This is a genomic window from Salinivibrio sp. VYel1 (assembly GCF_009377945.1).
Lineage (GTDB): Bacteria > Pseudomonadota > Gammaproteobacteria > Enterobacterales > Vibrionaceae > Salinivibrio > Salinivibrio siamensis.
The window spans coordinates 1-17706 of record NZ_RSAM01000001.1 but is presented as its reverse complement, the minus strand read 5'-3'; the positions used below and the strand labels follow the sequence as shown (position 1 = coordinate 17706).

Below are 17706 nucleotides of genomic sequence, written 5' to 3'. Positions count from 1 at the left end.
TTTATGATCGATCCCAATATGCTCCCCGTTTATTTAACCGCGGTTGTCGCACTTTTGCTGGTGCCCGGACCGGATATGTTGCTAATCGTGAGCGCCAGTCTTAGCTATGGCAGACGGGTTGGTATGGCCGCAAGCTTGGGTAATGCAACATCAGGATTGATCCTGACCGGGTTAGCCGCAACCGGCGTATCAGCCATGATTGCGATGTCGCCAACGGCCCTCACCATTCTGCAGTACGTGGGAGCCGCGTATTTGCTCAAAATGAGTATAGATATGTGGCGTGCCTCTCCAACAGACAGCGCCGAGCTCGCGCATCATCAAGGCATGGGCAAATATCTCTATAAACGCGCGGTGATGACCAACCTATTGAACCCAAAGGCACTACTGTTCTTTGTGTTGTTTTTACCGCAGTTTATTTCGCAGCAAATTCAAGCCTCGTCCAGCACGCAATTACTAACGCTTGGTCTCCTCCTCAACCTATTAGGGCTCGCGTTTAATCTGCTTTTAGTGGCAATAGTCGGCAAGCTTGGCAGTGCAATGCTCACCAATACCCGTGTCCAAATGTATCAGCATAAAATCATGGCATTGGTTTTTGCGGCACTCGCGGTCTGGCTGTTTACCCAACAGTCGTTGTAATCCATCCACTTAGCTGGGTAAAAAACCGACGAACCAGACGTTGAGCGATAAAAAGTCAGACAGTTGTCTGATATATTATACCGCTGTCAGTCGTATAACTGACTTTGGTTCGTTGGTGGCGTCTAACGCCCTTGCCTTTATCGGATGGATTCGGTCACGTGTTTAATCTTCACCTTCCCACACTGACTCTGGCTTACATCAGTGTGTTCTGGCTACTCACCATTGGCGTTTTGTTGATTGGGTGGCAGTTTAATCAGCACAAAGATATCAAGCTTTGGGGACTGGCTTGTCTGCTGATCTCAACGGGCACGTCGGTGTATAACATTGGCAATGTCACCGAAACGTCGGGGCTCGTCTGGATTGGCACCACAGCCGCGATCTGCTCTCATATTCTGGTGTGGTTAGGCACGCAATCCTTCGTGGGCACGTCCTCGTCGTGGCGGACGGCTTCGCTGGCAGCACTCTTGGGTGTAGGGGTTTATACACTGATTCTTGCCAATCATATTCCGCTTGCGCTCCGTATTACTTGGTACTGTGCGTTCTACGTGGCAATGCACCTTGCGGTTTTAAAACTCATTGTTGAGAGTCCAGAGAGGAAGCGGATAGGTTTTACTCTCTATGCGTCCGTGCTCCTCCTCTTACTGATACTTTATGGACTTCGTGCCTACTTCGCCTTTGACACACCGATGGAAAACACCGGCCTATCTCAACGTTATATCGCCGTGTATTACTTGATCTTAATGGCCGAGTTCGTCAAGTTTATGACCTTCATTTACCTTTGTTTTGAGCGACTGGAGTACACACTTTGTCAACTTGCGCTCCGTGACACTCTGACACAGCTTCCGAATCGACGCGCCTTTATGACGCAATCCGCACAGTGTCTCCTTTCTAACCAGCCGAATGCCCTTATCCTTGCTGATTTGGATAATTTCAAAAGTATTAATGATGTATATGGTCACCTTGCTGGCGATCAGGTATTGGTCGCTTTCAGCCAACACTTAGAACGGATCACCCAACAAGAAGGGGCGTTTTGCGCCAGAACGGGAGGTGAAGAATTTATTTTGCTACTCAGTGGCCAGTCTGTGCGTCGCGTACAAGAAATAGCGCTACAGCTGAAGCGACAAATCGAGGCATGCCAGGTGACGACCGAACATGGCCATCACATCCAGTTTACGGTGAGTATCGGCGTCGGCATCAAGCGCCAAATGCAATATGTTGCGATGAATCAGTTATTTGAGTGCGCAGATACGGCTTTATATGAAGCCAAGGCCCGCGGGCGAAACCGTGTAGAATTTGCGTTAACTGAACATCGTGATGCGCCCTCCAGTGTATCACCAACATCCAACCAGTCGCCCATCAGCCAAGAAACTGATAATCCTTCTCTGCCTAAACGTTATCTCGAGCGTCAATCTTTGTCATAATAGGCGTTCAGCCCGTAATAGGAGAACGTGTAATGGATGAGAACACCGCCACGCTACTGAATCTGCGTGTCATTGAAGTCAGCGACTATCAACCCTTAGCAGAGTTGATGGATCTCGTCTTCCCGGATGTCGGCGGTGCTTGGCCTAAGAGCACGATCATGCAACTGGTCACCGCTTTCCCGGATGGCCAGATATGCATTGAAGATAATGGAAAAATCGTCGCCGCCGCGTTAACGCTAAAAGTATCCTACAACCGCTTTTCACTGCCGCATACCTATGCCGACATTATCACGGATGACGGTGTGGTATTCCACGACTCAAAAGGGGATGCACTGTATGGCCTCGACGTGTTTGTACACCCTGATTATCGTGGCCATCGCCTTGGCCGTCGACTTTACGAAGCGAGAAAAGATCTGTGTCAGGCGCTGAACCTAAAAGCGATCCTCGCCGGCGGCCGTATACCTGGTTATCACAAACACAATGATGTTTCGGTGACGGATTATATTAATAAAGTCAGAAGAAAAGAGATTCACGACCCGATCCTTTCTTTCCAGCTATCTAATGACTTTGATGTTAAGCGTTTGATGAATCGCTATTTGCCCGAAGACGATAAGTCGGCGGGCTATGCCACACTGTTGGAGTGGGATAACTTCTTCTATGAAGAAGATGCATCCTCCGTGCATGATATTGAAAAAACCATCGTCCGCCTCGGGGTCGTGCAATGGCAGATGCGTCATGTGCTCTCAGTGGATGATCTTTTGAATCAGGCCGAATTCTTTGTCTCATCCTTAGCCAACTACCAGTCAGATTTCGCGCTCTTTCCCGAGTTTTTCTGTGCACCATTGATGGGGCTTGCACCTGATAAGCGCTCCGTCGAGGCAATTCGCTTTCTCAGTGAGTTTACCCAGGCGATTAAGCAACGTTTTTCGCAATTGGCCGTCACCTACAACATCAATATTATCGCTGGCAGTATGCCCGTGTTGGAAAATAGCAAACTGTATAACGTCTCCTATTTAATGCACCGCGACGGTAGCATTGATGAGCAATACAAAATCCATATTACGCCGCACGAACAACGTGACTGGGTGATCGATGGCGGGGATACGGTCAAAGTCATTGAAACCGACGCGGGCCGGGTGGGTATTCTCACCTGCTATGACGCCGAGTTTCCTGAGTTGGGGCGTATTCTTGCTGAGCAAGGTGTACAGATCCTATTCGTGCCCTTTTGGACCGATACCAAGAACGGTTATTTACGCGTGCGCCTTTGTGCTCAAGCACGAGCGATTGAAAACGAGTGTTATGTCGCGATCGGCGGCAGCGTGGGCAACCTTCCTCGGGTAGATAATGTGGACATCCAATACGCTGAGTCTGCGGTATTTTCACCCTCGGATGTCTATTTTCCGCACGATGCGACACTCGCGGAAGCCAATGCCAATACCGAGATGATGATTTTCGCAGACGTCGATTTGGACAAGCTCAAAATGCTGCATGAACGAGGTTCGGTAACGAATTTGAAACACCGCAGGCCCAAGCTCTATGCCAGCCATTTAAGCCAAGGCTAAGCAAAAACGCAGTGATCCAGGTGGGAATCATTAAGACCCCGAGAGTGATTTGTGCGCATCGCACTGACTTTGTTCAAGGTCAGTGCATTTACTGGTGTAAAGGATCACTCTCTTGGTAGAATCAACCCGTTTCTGCGTAAGCGTTATTAAGAGAGATTCCGAATGGGACGAAGTTTTGAAGTTCGTAAAGCGTCAATGGCGAAAACCCAGGGCGCGAAAATTAAGGTTTATTCAAAGTACGGTAAAGAGATTTACGTATGTGCTAAAAATGGCGGCTCGGATCCTGAGAGCAATCTATCACTGCGTCGTTTGATTGAGAAAGCGAAAAAAGATCAGGTTCCAGGTCATGTGATCGACAAAGCGCTTGATAAAGCCAATGGCACAGGTGGCGAAAACTATGAAGTGGCGCGTTATGAAGGCTTTGGGCCTGGCAGCTGCGCGGTGATTGTTGATTGCTTAACGGATAATAACAGCCGTACTTATATGGACGTGCGCCAGTGCTTTGTGAAAAACGATGCGAAAATTGGCACGCCCGGTGCGGTGTCTCATATGTTTGAGCACCAAGCTGTTTTCCAGTTTAAAGGAGATGATGAGGAAGGCACGCTTGAAGCCTTGGTCATGGCTGATGTGGATGTGTCAGACATCGAAGCAGACGAGGGTATCATTACAATTTTTGCCCCTCACACAGAGTTTTTCAAAGTGAAAAATGCGCTAAGTGACTATCTTGGCGACACGCCGATTGATCTTGAAGAGATCACCTTTGTGCCTCAAATCGACACTCAGGTCAGCGGCGAGGATGTTGAACGTTTTGAAAAGTTCCTCGATATGCTTAACGACTGCGACGACGTCCAAAATGTCTACCACAACGCAGAGCTAATCTAAGCACAATGACTAAGCGCCATGTCATCATGGCGCCTTATCGCTCACCCAGTTGCGTGAGTAGCATTTGCGAAAATAACGCCCAGTTTTGACGAAATCTATCATCCCCCTGCAGTACATAACTTTGCAAACCCACACCAAGGAAAAAGGCATCCACGACACGAATTGCCGTATCAATCTGATGCTGCGGAATCTTCCCCTGATAAAAATACTCAATCGCACGCGTGTATTCCGTTAAACCATGTTGAGAAAAGCGCTGAATAGCCACCCTGAACTGTTCATCAAATAAGGCTTGGGTTGTAAAGCTATACATCGCTTTCATCGCATAAGGCTCACATTGCATGGTGAGGTACAAGGTATCCCCTGTCACTTCGAGATAACTCTCAAAATCATCAAAATTTGCAGGCTCGGCCACAGCAAGAAACATAGAGATTAATTCATCAACCGCTGCATATTTGACGGCATCAAGGTTGTCAAAATGATGATACAGCGCCCCTTTGCTGATTCCGGCTTTCTTCCCTAATTTTGTTGCCGTTAATGCAGCAAGCCCCTCATTTCCAACGATTTCTAGCGTTGTCGAAAGAATGTGTTGGCGCATAGCACGCGACGCAATTTCGTTTTTGTTCATCGTTTTTTGATCAAAAGTGAAAGTCCAGATGAAAAAATAAAACATACCGAATGTTCATTCAATTTTTTTCGGGCAAAATGTGACCGATAACCGAATGATTTCTCAACACGGAAGCGTCGGAAGAAAAAAGAGGATGAAAGTGGGTGTTGTAAAATAACAGAACAAGGCTCAAAGACAGGTTCAAACGCAATGGCTACAATGAATAGAGGCAGAACTGATAAGAGGTTAAGTAAGTGATGAAAAGAGTGTGGGCGTTGCTGTTAACACTAGCGGTTGCATGGCCGGTGAGCGCTAAGACCACGTATGTGGTTGGCGTACAGAGTTTTTCACAGTATTACCCGTATTCAGCCTACTCTAACCGTAACTATTCTGGCTTTAACCGAGAGCTGTTGGATATGTTTGCCAATGAATACCACTACCGTTTCGTCTACAAAGCGCTTCCCCTAAGACGCCTTTACCACCGCTTTGTCGAGGGCGCTGTCGATCTGAAATATCCAGACAGTCCAGATTGGAGCCCAGACATTAAAAAAAAGGTCAGTGTGACATACAGTGATCCTGTGGTGAGCTACACGGATGGCGTCATGGTTATTGACCAACACTATGGCCGGCCTTTGGATGAATTCCGTTTTCTCGGCGTGGTAGCCGGATTCACTCCCCACCCTTATCAATCACGTATCAGCGCCGGAAAAATACGTGTCGATGAAAGCTATCAATATGATTCGCTGTTAATGAAGGTAATCAGTGGTCGCGTTGATGGCGGCTACGCCAATATTGACGTCGCACAGTTTTATCTTGACCAAAAGGGCCTCAAAAAAGGCTCGGTAAAGTTTGATGATACCCTCCCACATGTGAAAGGAACTCGTCACCTTTCAACAATTCACTATCCAAAACTGATTAAAGAATTTAACCAATTTTTAGCCGATAACCAAGCCAAGATTACTGAACTAAAAGCACGTTATGGGCTTGAGTGATTGAGGTTTATTTCTTCATTTCAGTCCACAGTGCTGTATACTCGACACGCCATTTCAGGCAGGATGATGCGGTTGAATCAGAGAGAGAAGAGTTGCTTTGCGTAATCAGCTTATCAGTTTAGATTTGTTTTATGCCATTGAGCACCTTATGCCCGGAAAGCGTACTGCCGCGTTATTCCGTCGGTCAATTAAACACCTCCCTGTAACCACTTTGGCGCTTACCCATTACGACTCCGCTGCAGGGCTTCAGCTCGCATTATTCCGTCATTGCCGTAACTATGTGGCTTTTACACAAGGCAAGCCCATTTCGCCTGATTTTGATTTCTCTGGTACCGCCGAGCAAATATTGGCTGCCGAATCAGTGATGAAAGCCTTTATTCGTGGCGCCTACTGGTGGGTGGAATATCATATGAGTCTGTATCGTGACGATTGGAGCCAAGAACAGTCTCAACGTTGGTTAAAGGATTTACGTTTGCTGGTACAAGTCATTATCGGTGTCGGGAACTGTACCAATGCTGAATTTTTGATCACACACCGAGGCCCTATCCAAGCCCTGACTTACGATACACACCTCGAGCCTTTTCTCACCAATTATTAATCATCCAGGCACGCGCCGAGATCCGAGTTTGTCTATTGATTGAGCATCCCACACTGCTTTCGCTATTTCGTCACGTTTATTCGCTAGCCTAGGCCCATGACGATGACACAAGGTTCACCATGAAGCGATTAAAGCGGTATCAATACGAGCGGTATGCCATTTTATGCCGCGCCTCTTATCCTACCTTTTTTAATCACACGCAATACGGCTTCAGTCCGAGTGGACGACGTGATATTTACGACCGCTGGGGGCGCTGTATTATTCGTGTACTCTGGCGAGATGATGACGATGTGGTGGTGGTATTTCGTGGCTCGCAAACCTTGTGGGACTGGCTAGTAAATTGTGCCTGTGGTCCTAAGCGTATTCGCATGGCTAACACTTATTGTTACGTACACTGGGGATTTCACTACTTACTGACACAAAAAAGTTTACCCTGGCAACAGCACAAGCGTCGTTACCAAGCTATGACCACGAGCCAGTTTGCTGATGTCGCACAAGCGGCGGATATGGCTTCCTTAGACGGCGATACGGTGCTCGATAAACTCTGCTCCGCCCTGTCGCCTTTGGTTCAGGCCAACAAAAAAGTCTCTTTTATTGGTCATTCGTCAGGCGGCGCGATGGCAGTTATTGCCGCGGCGATGCTTCAACCACAAATGGGCAGTGCTATTAAACGCATCGTCACCTTTGGTCAGCCTGCCGCTGGTATGTGGCGTTTTAAGCGGCATTATCCCTTTCATACCAAAACTTATCGTATCTGTTGTGATGTCGACATCATTACCTTCTTACCCGGGATTCCTTTTCTGTATTGGCATGTCGGTCGGCTTCTATGGCTACATGAGAACAAAATTTATACCGACACGTCGTCACTGATTCGCGTGCTCAGGGTTTTATTTAGCTGGCTCGCACGCCCCATCGCGTATCATTACATGGATAAATACATCCGACGCAAAGATTACTTTGACCAACACTAATTGGCCTGTATCAACCAATACGTGATCTTGATACCAGCTTCCTTCACTGTCCCAAGACTGTCACCCAGCAGTCACCCCGTTTTCATATTGCCTCGCCACACTTTCGACCGGCTTTGCGATGTACTTTTTGGCGCATCGCTATCACCTAAATCATAAATACGATAACGAACAGAAAGGAATAATTGTCGTGAGCAAGCATATTGACCAACGTCCGCTGGACGCAGAACCCGAATTCAATCGCTTTATTGATGCCGCCGTAAGTCGTCGCCGCTTTTTACAAGGCGCGGGCGCCGCTAGTACGGTCGCTTTTTTTGCCGCTAACCCTGTTGCCAAAGCAGTGGCTGGCAGCATGAGCAAAAGTGAACTGATAGGCTTTGACGCAATCCCGACCTCAACCGCTGATACAGTCAAGGTACCTGCTGGCTATAAGGCAGACGTACTGGTGTCTTGGGGCGATCCTATCTTTACTAATGCGCCTGCTTTTTCGCAACAAAACAATGCCGATGCGCAAGCTCAGCAGTTTGGCGACAACAACGATGGCATGACATTTTTCCCGCTCGCCAATGATCGCGCCCTGCTCGCGGTCAATAACGAGTATATCAACGATGAGTATTTGTTTACGCACGGTGGAGAAAACATCTCAGCCGATGATGCGCGCAAATCGCAAGCGGCGCATGGCGTCTCTTTGGTCGAACTCAAAAAAGTCGATGGTCGCTGGACAATCAATCCGCAAGGTCGCTTAAACCGTCGTATTACCGCTTATACAGAAATGGCAATGACAGGTCCCGCCGCCGGCCATTCACTGCTCAAAACCGCGGCTGATCCGTCGGGTAAAATGATCCTCGGCACTTTTAACAATTGTGCCAACGGCGAAACGCCTTGGGGCACCTATCTGACCTGTGAAGAAAACTTTAATGGCTATTTTGCTAGCGAAAAAACCGTCACCTTGGGCAAAACCTATCAGCGCTATGGCATCAGCGATACCGATTGGGGATACGATTGGTACAAGCACGACGAGCGCTTTGATGTCGCCAAGCACCCCAATGAGCCCCACCGCTTCGGCTGGGTGGTCGAAATTGACCCTATGGACCCCAATTCGACCCCGAAAAAGCGCAGTGCACTGGGTCGCTTTAAGCACGAAAATGCCGCGCTAACGGTCAATGATGATGGGCATGTTGTCGTGTATATGGGCGATGATGAACGTGGCGAGCACCTATATAAATTTGTCTCTGAGGGAAAATACGATCCGAGTAAAGGTAGCGCTAATCGCGATTTGCTCGAGAACGGTACCTTATATGTCGCCAAATTTACCGGCAGCGACGACGAGCTCAAAGGTCAAGGGGAGTGGTTAGAGCTCACCTTTGGTAAAAATGGCCTGACCCCAGAAAATGGCTTTCCCGACCAAGCCAGCGTGCTCATTTTTGCCCGCGAAGCCGCGACGCAAGTGGGTGCAACCACCATGGATCGTCCTGAGTGGGTCGCCGTGCACGCCGACAACAAGCATGTCTTCTGCACCCTCACCAATAACAAGTACCGTGGCGTGAAAGACAGCCAACCATTAAATGCGGCCAACCCACGCACCAAAAACCCGTATGGCCATATTATTCGCTGGGCACCGACCCAAGGCGATCATACTCAGCCTACTTTTGAGTGGGACATTTTCGTGATGGCCGGCCATCCTGAAAAGCAATCTGGATTAATGGCGGGTACCGATAACATCAATAGAGACAACATGTTTAACAGCCCAGATGGTATCGGCTTTGATCGTGCCGGTCGTCTTTGGATTCAAACCGACGGTGATTACTCCAACGAGGGAGACTTCGCTGGCATGGGCAATAACCAAATGCTGTGTGCCGACACGCAAACGGGGGAAATTCGTCGCTTCCTTACCGGGCCAACATCGTGTGAGATCACGGGACTGACCTTTACGCCTGACTCACGCACTATGTTTGTGGGTGTACAACACCCAGGCGCCCATTTCCCTGCAGGCGGTGACGCCATTCCTCGCTCTTCGGTCATCATGATCACCAAAGAAGACGGTGGCGTAATCGGTACTTAACCCTTCATCGTCCAATGATCTAAGCCTTACTTTGTTAAAACAGCCCAGCCCTTGCCAACGCAAGGGCTTTTTCTCTCCTTACCTCTCAATTGAGTCGCTCAATTTTTATACGCCACTGCCAACTATTAACTATATTTATAGAGGGAATATGTAACGATCGTGCACCAAACTGTGTCCAGCGCGTTGATAAAGTGACGTAATTGAATATAAATCAAAACGTTGGCGTGATGCAGTTGCCGAGGAGAGCCGACAGCATGGCGACAGAGACACAAGTCACCGAGACGCAAGGAACGGTTGCTGCCGTTCAACCTGATGGCCAAGTGCGTCAGATAGAGGCAAATCAAACGGTTTCAACGGGAGAGCTCGTCACCGCGGTGGGCAACGAGCCTGCCTCAGTGCGCCTTGAGAATGGTGTCGATACCAACCTCGCCTTATCTGCCTTGCTTGTCGGCGAAGATGAAGACGATACGCTGGTACAAGATTTACCTGAGGATGTGCTTGAAATCATTGAAGCCATCCAACGCGGTGAAGATCCCAATGCGATTGAAGATGCCGCCACCGCAGCCGGTGCGGCGGCTTCAGGTTCTGCGATCACGGCCATGGCAATCATTGAAGCGAACGGCCGTATTGGCGAGATCATTGCGGGTTTCCAAACTGAGGGCATTACCAACCCCGATGGTGGCATTACCGACGAACAGCTTTTTGCTCTAACCGCACTAAGATTGGCAAGTGCTGACGCCGTATTCCCTGCCGCAGATACCAATGAAGCGCCGAGCGCCGAATCGCTCACCTTCAGTACCGACGAAGATCAACCCCTGGTGCTGACGCCCAATCAAATACTGCAGCAAATCAACGATCCAGACGGCGATACCCTCACCATTGTTTCCATCAACAGTGGCAATCCAGATGTCGAAATCGACGAGGATGAGTCTGGTAATATCGTCATCACACCACCGCCCAATTTCAATGGCGATCTTGATCTCACAGTCATTGTTTCCGATGGCCAAGCAGAAACCCCGTCCGATATCACGGTCACCGTGAATCCCGTCAACGATGCTCCGACGCTGCAATTTTCTGCCATATCGGTCACTGAGGATGCGGTCGCGGCCGGCGATACCGTCGGCACTGTAACGGCGACGGATATAGAAGACGATGTCCTCACCCTATCGTTGACTGACGGTGGACAAAACTATGTCGAGTTGCAGGGTAATAATGTTGTTCTCACTCAGGCAGGCGTAAATGCAATCAATAATGATGCACTAGATATCGCCTCGCTGACATTTACAATCACCGCCTCAGACGGCGAAGCGAGCACCTCTCAAACCTTCACCTCAGCAGTGGAACGTATTGACGATCCCGCATCCATCACAGGTGATACCTCAGGCACGCTCTCGGAGGGGGAAATCGATGGCTCTGATGGAAGTTTGATAGCCAGAGACTCGGTTTCCGGTACCTTGTCGATCACCGATCCGGACGATAGCCCAACGTGGATCGATAGCACGCAATCCGGCCTGTATGGTGAGCTCGTCTTCACTAATGGCAACTGGACCTACACCGCAGATAGCGATGCTGTGCAATCTCTTAGCGAGGGCGATGCGGTTTCGGATAACTTCACTGTGACTGCATCAGACGGCAGCAGCCAAGTGATCGCGATAACTATCACAGGTACAAATGATGATCCTGTGATTAGCGGCCAAACCCTTGGCGATGTTGTCGAAGACAGCATTTTAGAAACGACAGGATCTCTCAGTATTTCGGATGCAGATGGTAACAATGCGCCGAGCTTTTCCGATGGCAATGTGTCCGGTCAGTACGGTGAGTTATCACTGATGAATGGTACTTGGACTTATACGCTGGATAACAACAGCAGTCTTGTTCAAGGTTTAAACGCCGGCGATCAGGTGACCGACACCATCACCCTCACTGCAAGCGATAACACACAGCAAGATATTGTTATCACCATTACCGGCACCGACGACTTACCTGAAGTCACCGGTAGCTTTACTGGCTCAGTGACCGAAGGTGACGAAGGCGATGCCGCGGTGACTGCGACGGGCACCATTGCGATCAGTGATGTCGACGGCGACGATACACCGGCTTTTGCCGATACCACTGAAGCGGGGACTTATGGCTCGCTAGACCTAGTTAACGGCAACTGGACCTACACCCTCGATCAGTCTGCCGTACAGAACTTGGATGCCGGTGATGAGGTGACCGACACTATCACGCTCACCGCAAGCGATAACACACAACAAGATATTGTCATCACCATTACCGGCACCGACGACTTACCTGAAGTCACCGGTAGCTTTACTGGTTCAGTGACCGAAGGCAACGAAGGCGATGCGGTCACTGCAACCGGCACCATTTCGATCAGTGATGTCGATAGTGACGACGCGCCAACCTTTGCCGACGTCACACAGGCAGGCACTTACGGCTCGTTGGAGCTAGTAGATGGCGCTTGGACGTACACCCTCGATCAATCTGCCGTGCAGGATTTAGATACCGGTGATGAGGTGACCGACACTATCACGCTCACCGCAAGCGATAACACACAACAAGATATTGTTATCACCATTACCGGTAGCGAGGATGACCCTGAAGTCAGCGGAGAGTTTGTTGGCTCGGTGACCGAAGGTGACGTGGGTGATGCCGCCGTGACTGCAAGTGGCACACTTTCAATCAATGATGTGGATGGCGACGATGCGCCGACTTTTGCGGATACCACCGAAGCGGGCACCTATGGTTCGCTAGAGCTGGTGAACGGTGATTGGACTTACACCCTAAATCAAGCCAGCGTGCAGAATTTAGATGGCGGCGATCAAGTCACAGATACTATCACCCTGACTGCCAGCGATAACACCCAACAAGATATTGTTATCACCATTACCGGCACCGACGACTTACCTGAAGTCACCGGTAGCTTTACTGGATCAGTCACCGAAGGCAGCGAAGGTGATGCCGCGGTGACTGCGACGGGCACCATCGCGATCAGCGATGTCGATAGTGACGATAACCCGACCTTTGCCGATACCACAGAGGCGGGGACTTACGGCTCGCTGGAGCTGGTCAATGGCAATTGGACTTACACCCTCGATCAATCTGCTGTACAAAACTTGGACGCTGGCGATCAAATTACCGACACCATCACCCTCACCGCAAGCGATAACACCCAGCAAGATATTGTTATCACTATTACCGGTAGCGAGGATGACCCTGAAGTCAGCGGAGAGTTTGTTGGCTCAGTGACCGAAGGTAACGAAGGTGATGCGCCTGTCACCGCCACCGGCACCATTGCGATCAGTGATATCGACGGTGACGATGCACCGAGCTTTGCCGACGTCACACAGGCAGGCACTTACGGCTCGTTGGAGCTAGTAGATGGTGCTTGGACCTACACCCTTGATCAGTCTGCGGTGCAGAACTTGGATGCCGGTGATGAGGTGACAGACACTATCACGCTCACCGCAAGCGACAACACGCAACAAGATATTGTTATCACCATTACCGGCACCGACGACTTATCTGAAGTCACCGGTAGCTTTACCGGCTCAGTGACCGAAGGTGACGAAGGCGATGCGGTCACTGCCTCCGGCACCATTGCGATAAGTGATGTCGATAGTGACAACGCGCCAACCTTTGCCGATACCACAGAAACCGGGACTTACGGTTCGCTAGAGCTGGTCGGTGAGAACTGGACCTACACCCTCGATCAGTCTGCCGTGCAGGATTTAGATGCCGGTGATCAAGTGACGGACACCATCACCCTCACCGCAAGCGATAACACACAACAAGATATTGTCATCACGATTACGGGGACCGACGATGCGCCAGAAGTGAGTGGTGAGTTTGTTGGCTCAGTCACCGAAGGCAACGAAGGCGATGCGGTCACTGCCACCGGTACCATTGCGATCAGTGATGTCGACGGCGACGATACACCGGCCTTTGCCGATACCACTGAAGCGGGGACTTATGGCTCGCTAGACCTAGTTAACGGCAATTGGACTTACACCCTCGATCAGTCTGCCGTACAGAACTTGGATGCCGGCGATCAGGTGACCGACACCATCACCCTCACTGCAAGCGATAACACACAGCAAGATATTGTTATCACCATTACCGGCACCGACGACTTACCTGAAGTCACCGGTAGCTTTACCGGCTCAGTGACCGAAGGTGACGTGGGCGATACCGCAGTAACTGCCACGGGTACCATTGCGATCAGTGATGTGGATGGCGACGACAATCCGACGTTTGCCGACGTCACACAGGCAGGCACTTACGGCTCGTTGGAGCTAGTAGACGGTGATTGGACGTATACGCTTGATCAAGACAGCGTGCAGGATTTAGATGCTGGCGATCAAGTGACCGACACCATTACTCTCACCGCCTCTGATGGCACCCAGCAAGCTATTGTCATCACCATTACTGGTAGTGAGGATACGCCAGAAGTGACCGGTAGCTTTATCGGTTCCGTGACCGAGGGCAATGTGGGCGATGCGCCTGTGACTGCAAGTGGCACACTTTCAATCAGTGACGTTGATGGCGACGATAATCCCACCTTTGCCAATACTACAGAGACCGGTACCTATGGCTCGCTAGAGCTGGTCAATGGAAGCTGGACTTACACCCTCGATCAGTCTGCCGTACAGAACTTGGATGCCGGCGATCAGGTGACCGACACCATCACCCTCACCGCAAGCGATAACACGCAACAAGATATTGTGATCACCATTACGGGGACCGACGATGCACCTGAAGTCACTGGAAGCTTTGTTGGCTCGGTCACCGAGGGTGATGTAGGCGATGCGCCTGTCACCGCCACCGGCACCATTGCGATCAGTGATATCGACGGTGACGATGCACCGAGTTTTGCCGACGTCACACAGGCAGGCACTTACGGTTCGCTAGAGCTGGTGAACGGCAATTGGACTTACACGCTCAATCAAAGCTCGGTGCAGGATTTAGATGCCGGCGATCAGGTGACCGATACCATCACCCTCACCGCAAGCGATAACACCCAGCAAGATATTGTTATCACTATTACCGGTAGCGAGGATGACCCTGAAGTCAGCGGAGAGTTTGTTGGCTCAGTGACCGAAGGTAACGAAGGTGATGCGCCTGTCACCGCCACCGGCACCATTGCGATCAGTGATATCGACGGTGACGATGCACCGAGCTTTGCCGACGTCACACAGGCAGGCACTTACGGTTCGCTAGAGCTGGTGAACGGCAATTGGACTTACACGCTCAATCAAAGCTCGGTTCAGGATTTAGATGCCGGCGATCAAGTTACCGACACTATCACACTAACCGCTACTAACGGTGTACCACAGGACATTGCCATTACCATTACCGGTACTAATGACGCCCCCATATTGACTCAAGCCGTTTCAACACAAACTCTGCAAGAGGATTTTGTTAGCTACACCATTGATCTGAATACGGTATTTTCGGATATCGATAGCAACGATACGTTAAGCTTTGATGTGGCGAATGTGCCTAGTGGTGTCTCCGTTTCTATTGATGCGAATGGCATCGCGACCATTTCTTCGGTCGCCGATTGGAGTGGGACAGAGACAGTAAGCTTCCGCGCCACCGATACCCAAAATGCGAGTCTCACGCACGATGTCACCTTCAACGTCGAAGGGGTTGCTACCGCCCCCACCCTCACAGTCAGCCGTGGCGATCAATCACTGACTTATATTGATAACACAGGACAAATCTCCGCCACTGACCCTGGAGCGGGCGGATCACGTGCCATTCTTTCGCCCTTAACAATCTCCGGCACCGCCAATGAATCGGGCGAAACACTCACTTACCGAATCAGCGGCTTACCGGACGATGCGGTATTATCAGCGGGGACAAAAGAAGCAAGCACCGGCGATTGGCTGCTCACGGACGCGCAATTGAGTGATCTTAATCTCGCCTCTCCCGCCGATATGACTGGCGTCACCCTATCCATTACGGCTATCAGTACCGACGGCACGGATCAGACATCGACCACGGCCACGCTAAATCTAGAAAATGATAGCTTTGCGCTGACCGAAGGACAAACCACCAGCATTACCAGTGCCAATGGGCTGATTAGCAACGATACAGACACACAGGCCACGGTCACCCGCGTTGCCACCAATGCCAGCCAAGGAGAAAGTGGCAACAGTGAAGTTGTGATCGGCCCTGCCACCATCGCCACCGCACTGGGCGGCAGCATTACGGTCAGTGCCGATGGCAGCTTCACCTACACCGCACCAGCAGTGAATCATGCAGGCGGCGGTCAAGTCTATGATAGCTTCTCGTACCAAAGCAGCGAGAATGGCGAGTGGACAACCGTGACCTTTGATGTGAGCGACTCCGCGCCTGTCGCCCATGATGATAGCGACAGCGTGGCCTCTGCCGCCTCGACAGGGGGAAACGTGATCACTGCCGGCGCTGGCGCCGATACCCTTGGGGCGGATACCACCACGGTGACCGCGGTTAGCTTCAACGGTACCACCTATGCGGTTAACGGCAGTACTGTGATTGCCACATCGCAAGGGCAATTAACGATCCAGTCTGACGGTAGCTATGTTTACCAATCATTAGTCGCGTCGGCGACGGATGCCAGCACCCTGGATGATGAGGTATTCACTTATACCCTCACCGACAGCGATGGGGATATCAGTCAGGCACAGCTCACAGTCGGCCATGACAATAATACCCAGTTAAACGCCGATATCGCTTCAGTCAGCGAGCAAGGGTTAGTGAGCAACGATAATAGTCATTCCACCCAAGGCAACCTTTTGGATAATGACACCGGGATTGGTACCAATGTCGCTCTCGATCAAGTTAATGGACAAAGTTTTGGCAGTGACGGTGTCTTAACCCTCACGACCGCCAGTGGCACCTTGACTGTTTATAACCAAGACAACAACCAAGGTTATCGCGCGGGTGACTATACCTATACACTCAACAGCGCCACCAGCGGCGATAACGTGAGTGAAGCCTTCACCTACACGACTTATGATCCAACAGCGGCCACCGCTTATCGCTCATCGGCTTTAACTGTCAATGTGCAAGATGATACGCCGACCTCTGACAACATCGAAAGTGCCTTATATGCGACGGCAGAGAGTAGCTCGACCTTTAATCTGATTCTTACCGTTGACCTTTCGGGTAGTATGGCCGATCCGGTTGATCCGAGTGACCCGGATTCACCCACTCGGATGGAAGTCACCAAAGCCGCACTAAAATCCATGGTAGAGGAATACGATAAGCTTGGCGATCTAAACATCCAAGTTGTGTCATTTTCGAGTGAAGCCCAGTCTTCAGGTTGGATACTTAACGATGTCAGCAGCGCATTAGACGCAATCGAGGGCCTATATGCCGGCGGTGCCACCCGCTACGATAACGCGCTAAACGAGATCATCAATACTGTCGATACCTCTGGGACCTCCGCAGATAAAACCGTCTCCTATTTTATCTCGGATGGGATACCCAATGATGACTTTGAAAATAACACCAGCCTGCAAAGTGCATGGCAAAATTATATCAGCGCGCAAGGCATTGATGAGTCCTTCAGTGTCGGGGTCGGGGATGGCATTACGACATCGCCACTGACTCCTATAGCAGCAAGTAGCTCAGGTAATAGCAGTGACAATGTGTTGCTGGTGACCGATGAAAATGAACTCGCTTACTCACTGCTACAAACCATCAAGAGCGGACAAGTTTCGGGTGGCATGGTTCTGATGGATGATGAGGGTAATACTGTCTCCTTATTCGGCGCCGACGGTGGATACGTTTCCACGCTCACCCTAGATGGGCAAACGTACAACTATGATCCCGCCACGGACAGCGCGCAGCAGACCTTTGAAACGGCGTTGTTGATCAAATCATTCATCTAACGTACTGATCCCAATGGGGTTACTCCCATCAATCAACTCGATAGCTAACAGGCATACCAAGTCTTATGACTTTGTTCATCACTTTCACGTTGGCTAAT

At 50.3% G+C, this 17706-nt stretch carries 10 protein-coding genes; 9 read left to right on the top strand and 1 reads right to left on the bottom strand.

The features are described from left to right. Window positions 1-3: 3 nt before the first annotated feature. From EHW58_RS00050 to EHW58_RS00035, 4 genes are all read left to right on the top strand, one after another. The gene (locus tag EHW58_RS00050) at window positions 4-636 is read left to right on the top strand and encodes a LysE family translocator (RefSeq protein ID WP_152793868.1); all 633 of its coding nucleotides are present in this window, start codon (window positions 4-6) and stop codon (window positions 634-636) included. A 158-nt stretch (window positions 637-794) separates the two neighbouring features. Next, window positions 795-2057, top strand: a complete 1263-nt coding sequence (locus tag EHW58_RS15965; RefSeq protein WP_152793866.1) for a GGDEF domain-containing protein — start codon at window positions 795-797, stop codon at window positions 2055-2057. A 32-nt stretch (window positions 2058-2089) separates the two neighbouring features. Next, window positions 2090-3619 carry a bifunctional GNAT family N-acetyltransferase/carbon-nitrogen hydrolase family protein gene (locus tag EHW58_RS00040; RefSeq protein ID WP_152793863.1) on the top strand — a complete coding sequence of 510 codons (1530 nt, stop codon included), beginning with the start codon at window positions 2090-2092 and terminating at the stop codon, window positions 3617-3619. A gap of 162 nt (window positions 3620-3781) precedes the next feature. After that, window positions 3782-4501: a YebC/PmpR family DNA-binding transcriptional regulator gene (locus EHW58_RS00035; protein ID WP_046075989.1), complete on the top strand. Its 720-nt coding sequence runs from the start codon at window positions 3782-3784 to the stop codon at window positions 4499-4501. 34 nt (window positions 4502-4535) lie between these two features. Here the strand turns inward: EHW58_RS00035 and EHW58_RS00030 are convergent, their stop codons facing one another. Next, the gene (locus EHW58_RS00030; RefSeq protein ID WP_152793861.1) at window positions 4536-5171 is read right to left on the bottom strand and encodes a TetR/AcrR family transcriptional regulator; all 636 of its coding nucleotides are present in this window, start codon (window positions 5169-5171) and stop codon (window positions 4536-4538) included. A gap of 191 nt (window positions 5172-5362) precedes the next feature. Here EHW58_RS00030 and EHW58_RS00025 point away from each other — a divergent pair, with 191 nt between their 5' ends. The 5 genes from EHW58_RS00025 (at window position 5363) to EHW58_RS00005 (ending at window position 17608) form a co-directional block, all read left to right on the top strand. After that, window positions 5363-6097 carry an ABC transporter substrate-binding protein gene (locus EHW58_RS00025; protein WP_227486441.1) on the top strand — a complete coding sequence of 245 codons (735 nt, stop codon included), beginning with the start codon at window positions 5363-5365 and terminating at the stop codon, window positions 6095-6097. Between the two features lie 97 nt (window positions 6098-6194). Beyond that, window positions 6195-6695 (top strand): hypothetical protein, encoded by a 501-nt coding sequence (locus tag EHW58_RS00020; protein ID WP_046075991.1) that lies wholly within the window; start codon window positions 6195-6197, stop codon window positions 6693-6695. Between the two features lie 119 nt (window positions 6696-6814). Continuing rightward, window positions 6815-7666, top strand: a complete 852-nt coding sequence (locus tag EHW58_RS00015; protein ID WP_077607039.1) for an Mbeg1-like protein — start codon at window positions 6815-6817, stop codon at window positions 7664-7666. Between the two features lie 187 nt (window positions 7667-7853). Further along, window positions 7854-9725, top strand: a complete 1872-nt coding sequence (locus EHW58_RS00010) for a PhoX family phosphatase (RefSeq protein WP_370517120.1) — start codon at window positions 7854-7856, stop codon at window positions 9723-9725. Window positions 9726-9979: 254 nt separating this feature from the next. After that, window positions 9980-17608: a VCBS domain-containing protein gene (locus EHW58_RS00005; RefSeq protein ID WP_194163190.1), complete on the top strand. Its 7629-nt coding sequence runs from the start codon at window positions 9980-9982 to the stop codon at window positions 17606-17608. The last annotated feature ends 98 nt before the right edge of the window (window positions 17609-17706 follow it).

What these genes read in the sequence shown, in the direction of transcription:
- EHW58_RS00050 (WP_152793868.1), top strand. Translation starts at nt 4, where the DNA reads ATGATCGATCCCAATATGCTCCCCGTTTATTTAACCGCGGTTGTCGCA.
- EHW58_RS00025 (WP_227486441.1), top strand. Translation starts at nt 5,363, where the DNA reads ATGAAAAGAGTGTGGGCGTTGCTGTTAACACTAGCGGTTGCATGGCCG.
- EHW58_RS00040 (WP_152793863.1), top strand. Translation starts at nt 2,090, where the DNA reads ATGGATGAGAACACCGCCACGCTACTGAATCTGCGTGTCATTGAAGTC.
- EHW58_RS00005 (WP_194163190.1), top strand. Translation starts at nt 9,980, where the DNA reads ATGGCGACAGAGACACAAGTCACCGAGACGCAAGGAACGGTTGCTGCC.
- EHW58_RS00030 (WP_152793861.1), bottom strand. Translation starts at nt 5,171, where the DNA reads ATGTTTTATTTTTTCATCTGGACTTTCACTTTTGATCAAAAAACGATG.
- EHW58_RS00035 (WP_046075989.1), top strand. Translation starts at nt 3,782, where the DNA reads ATGGGACGAAGTTTTGAAGTTCGTAAAGCGTCAATGGCGAAAACCCAG.
- EHW58_RS00015 (WP_077607039.1), top strand. Translation starts at nt 6,815, where the DNA reads ATGAAGCGATTAAAGCGGTATCAATACGAGCGGTATGCCATTTTATGC.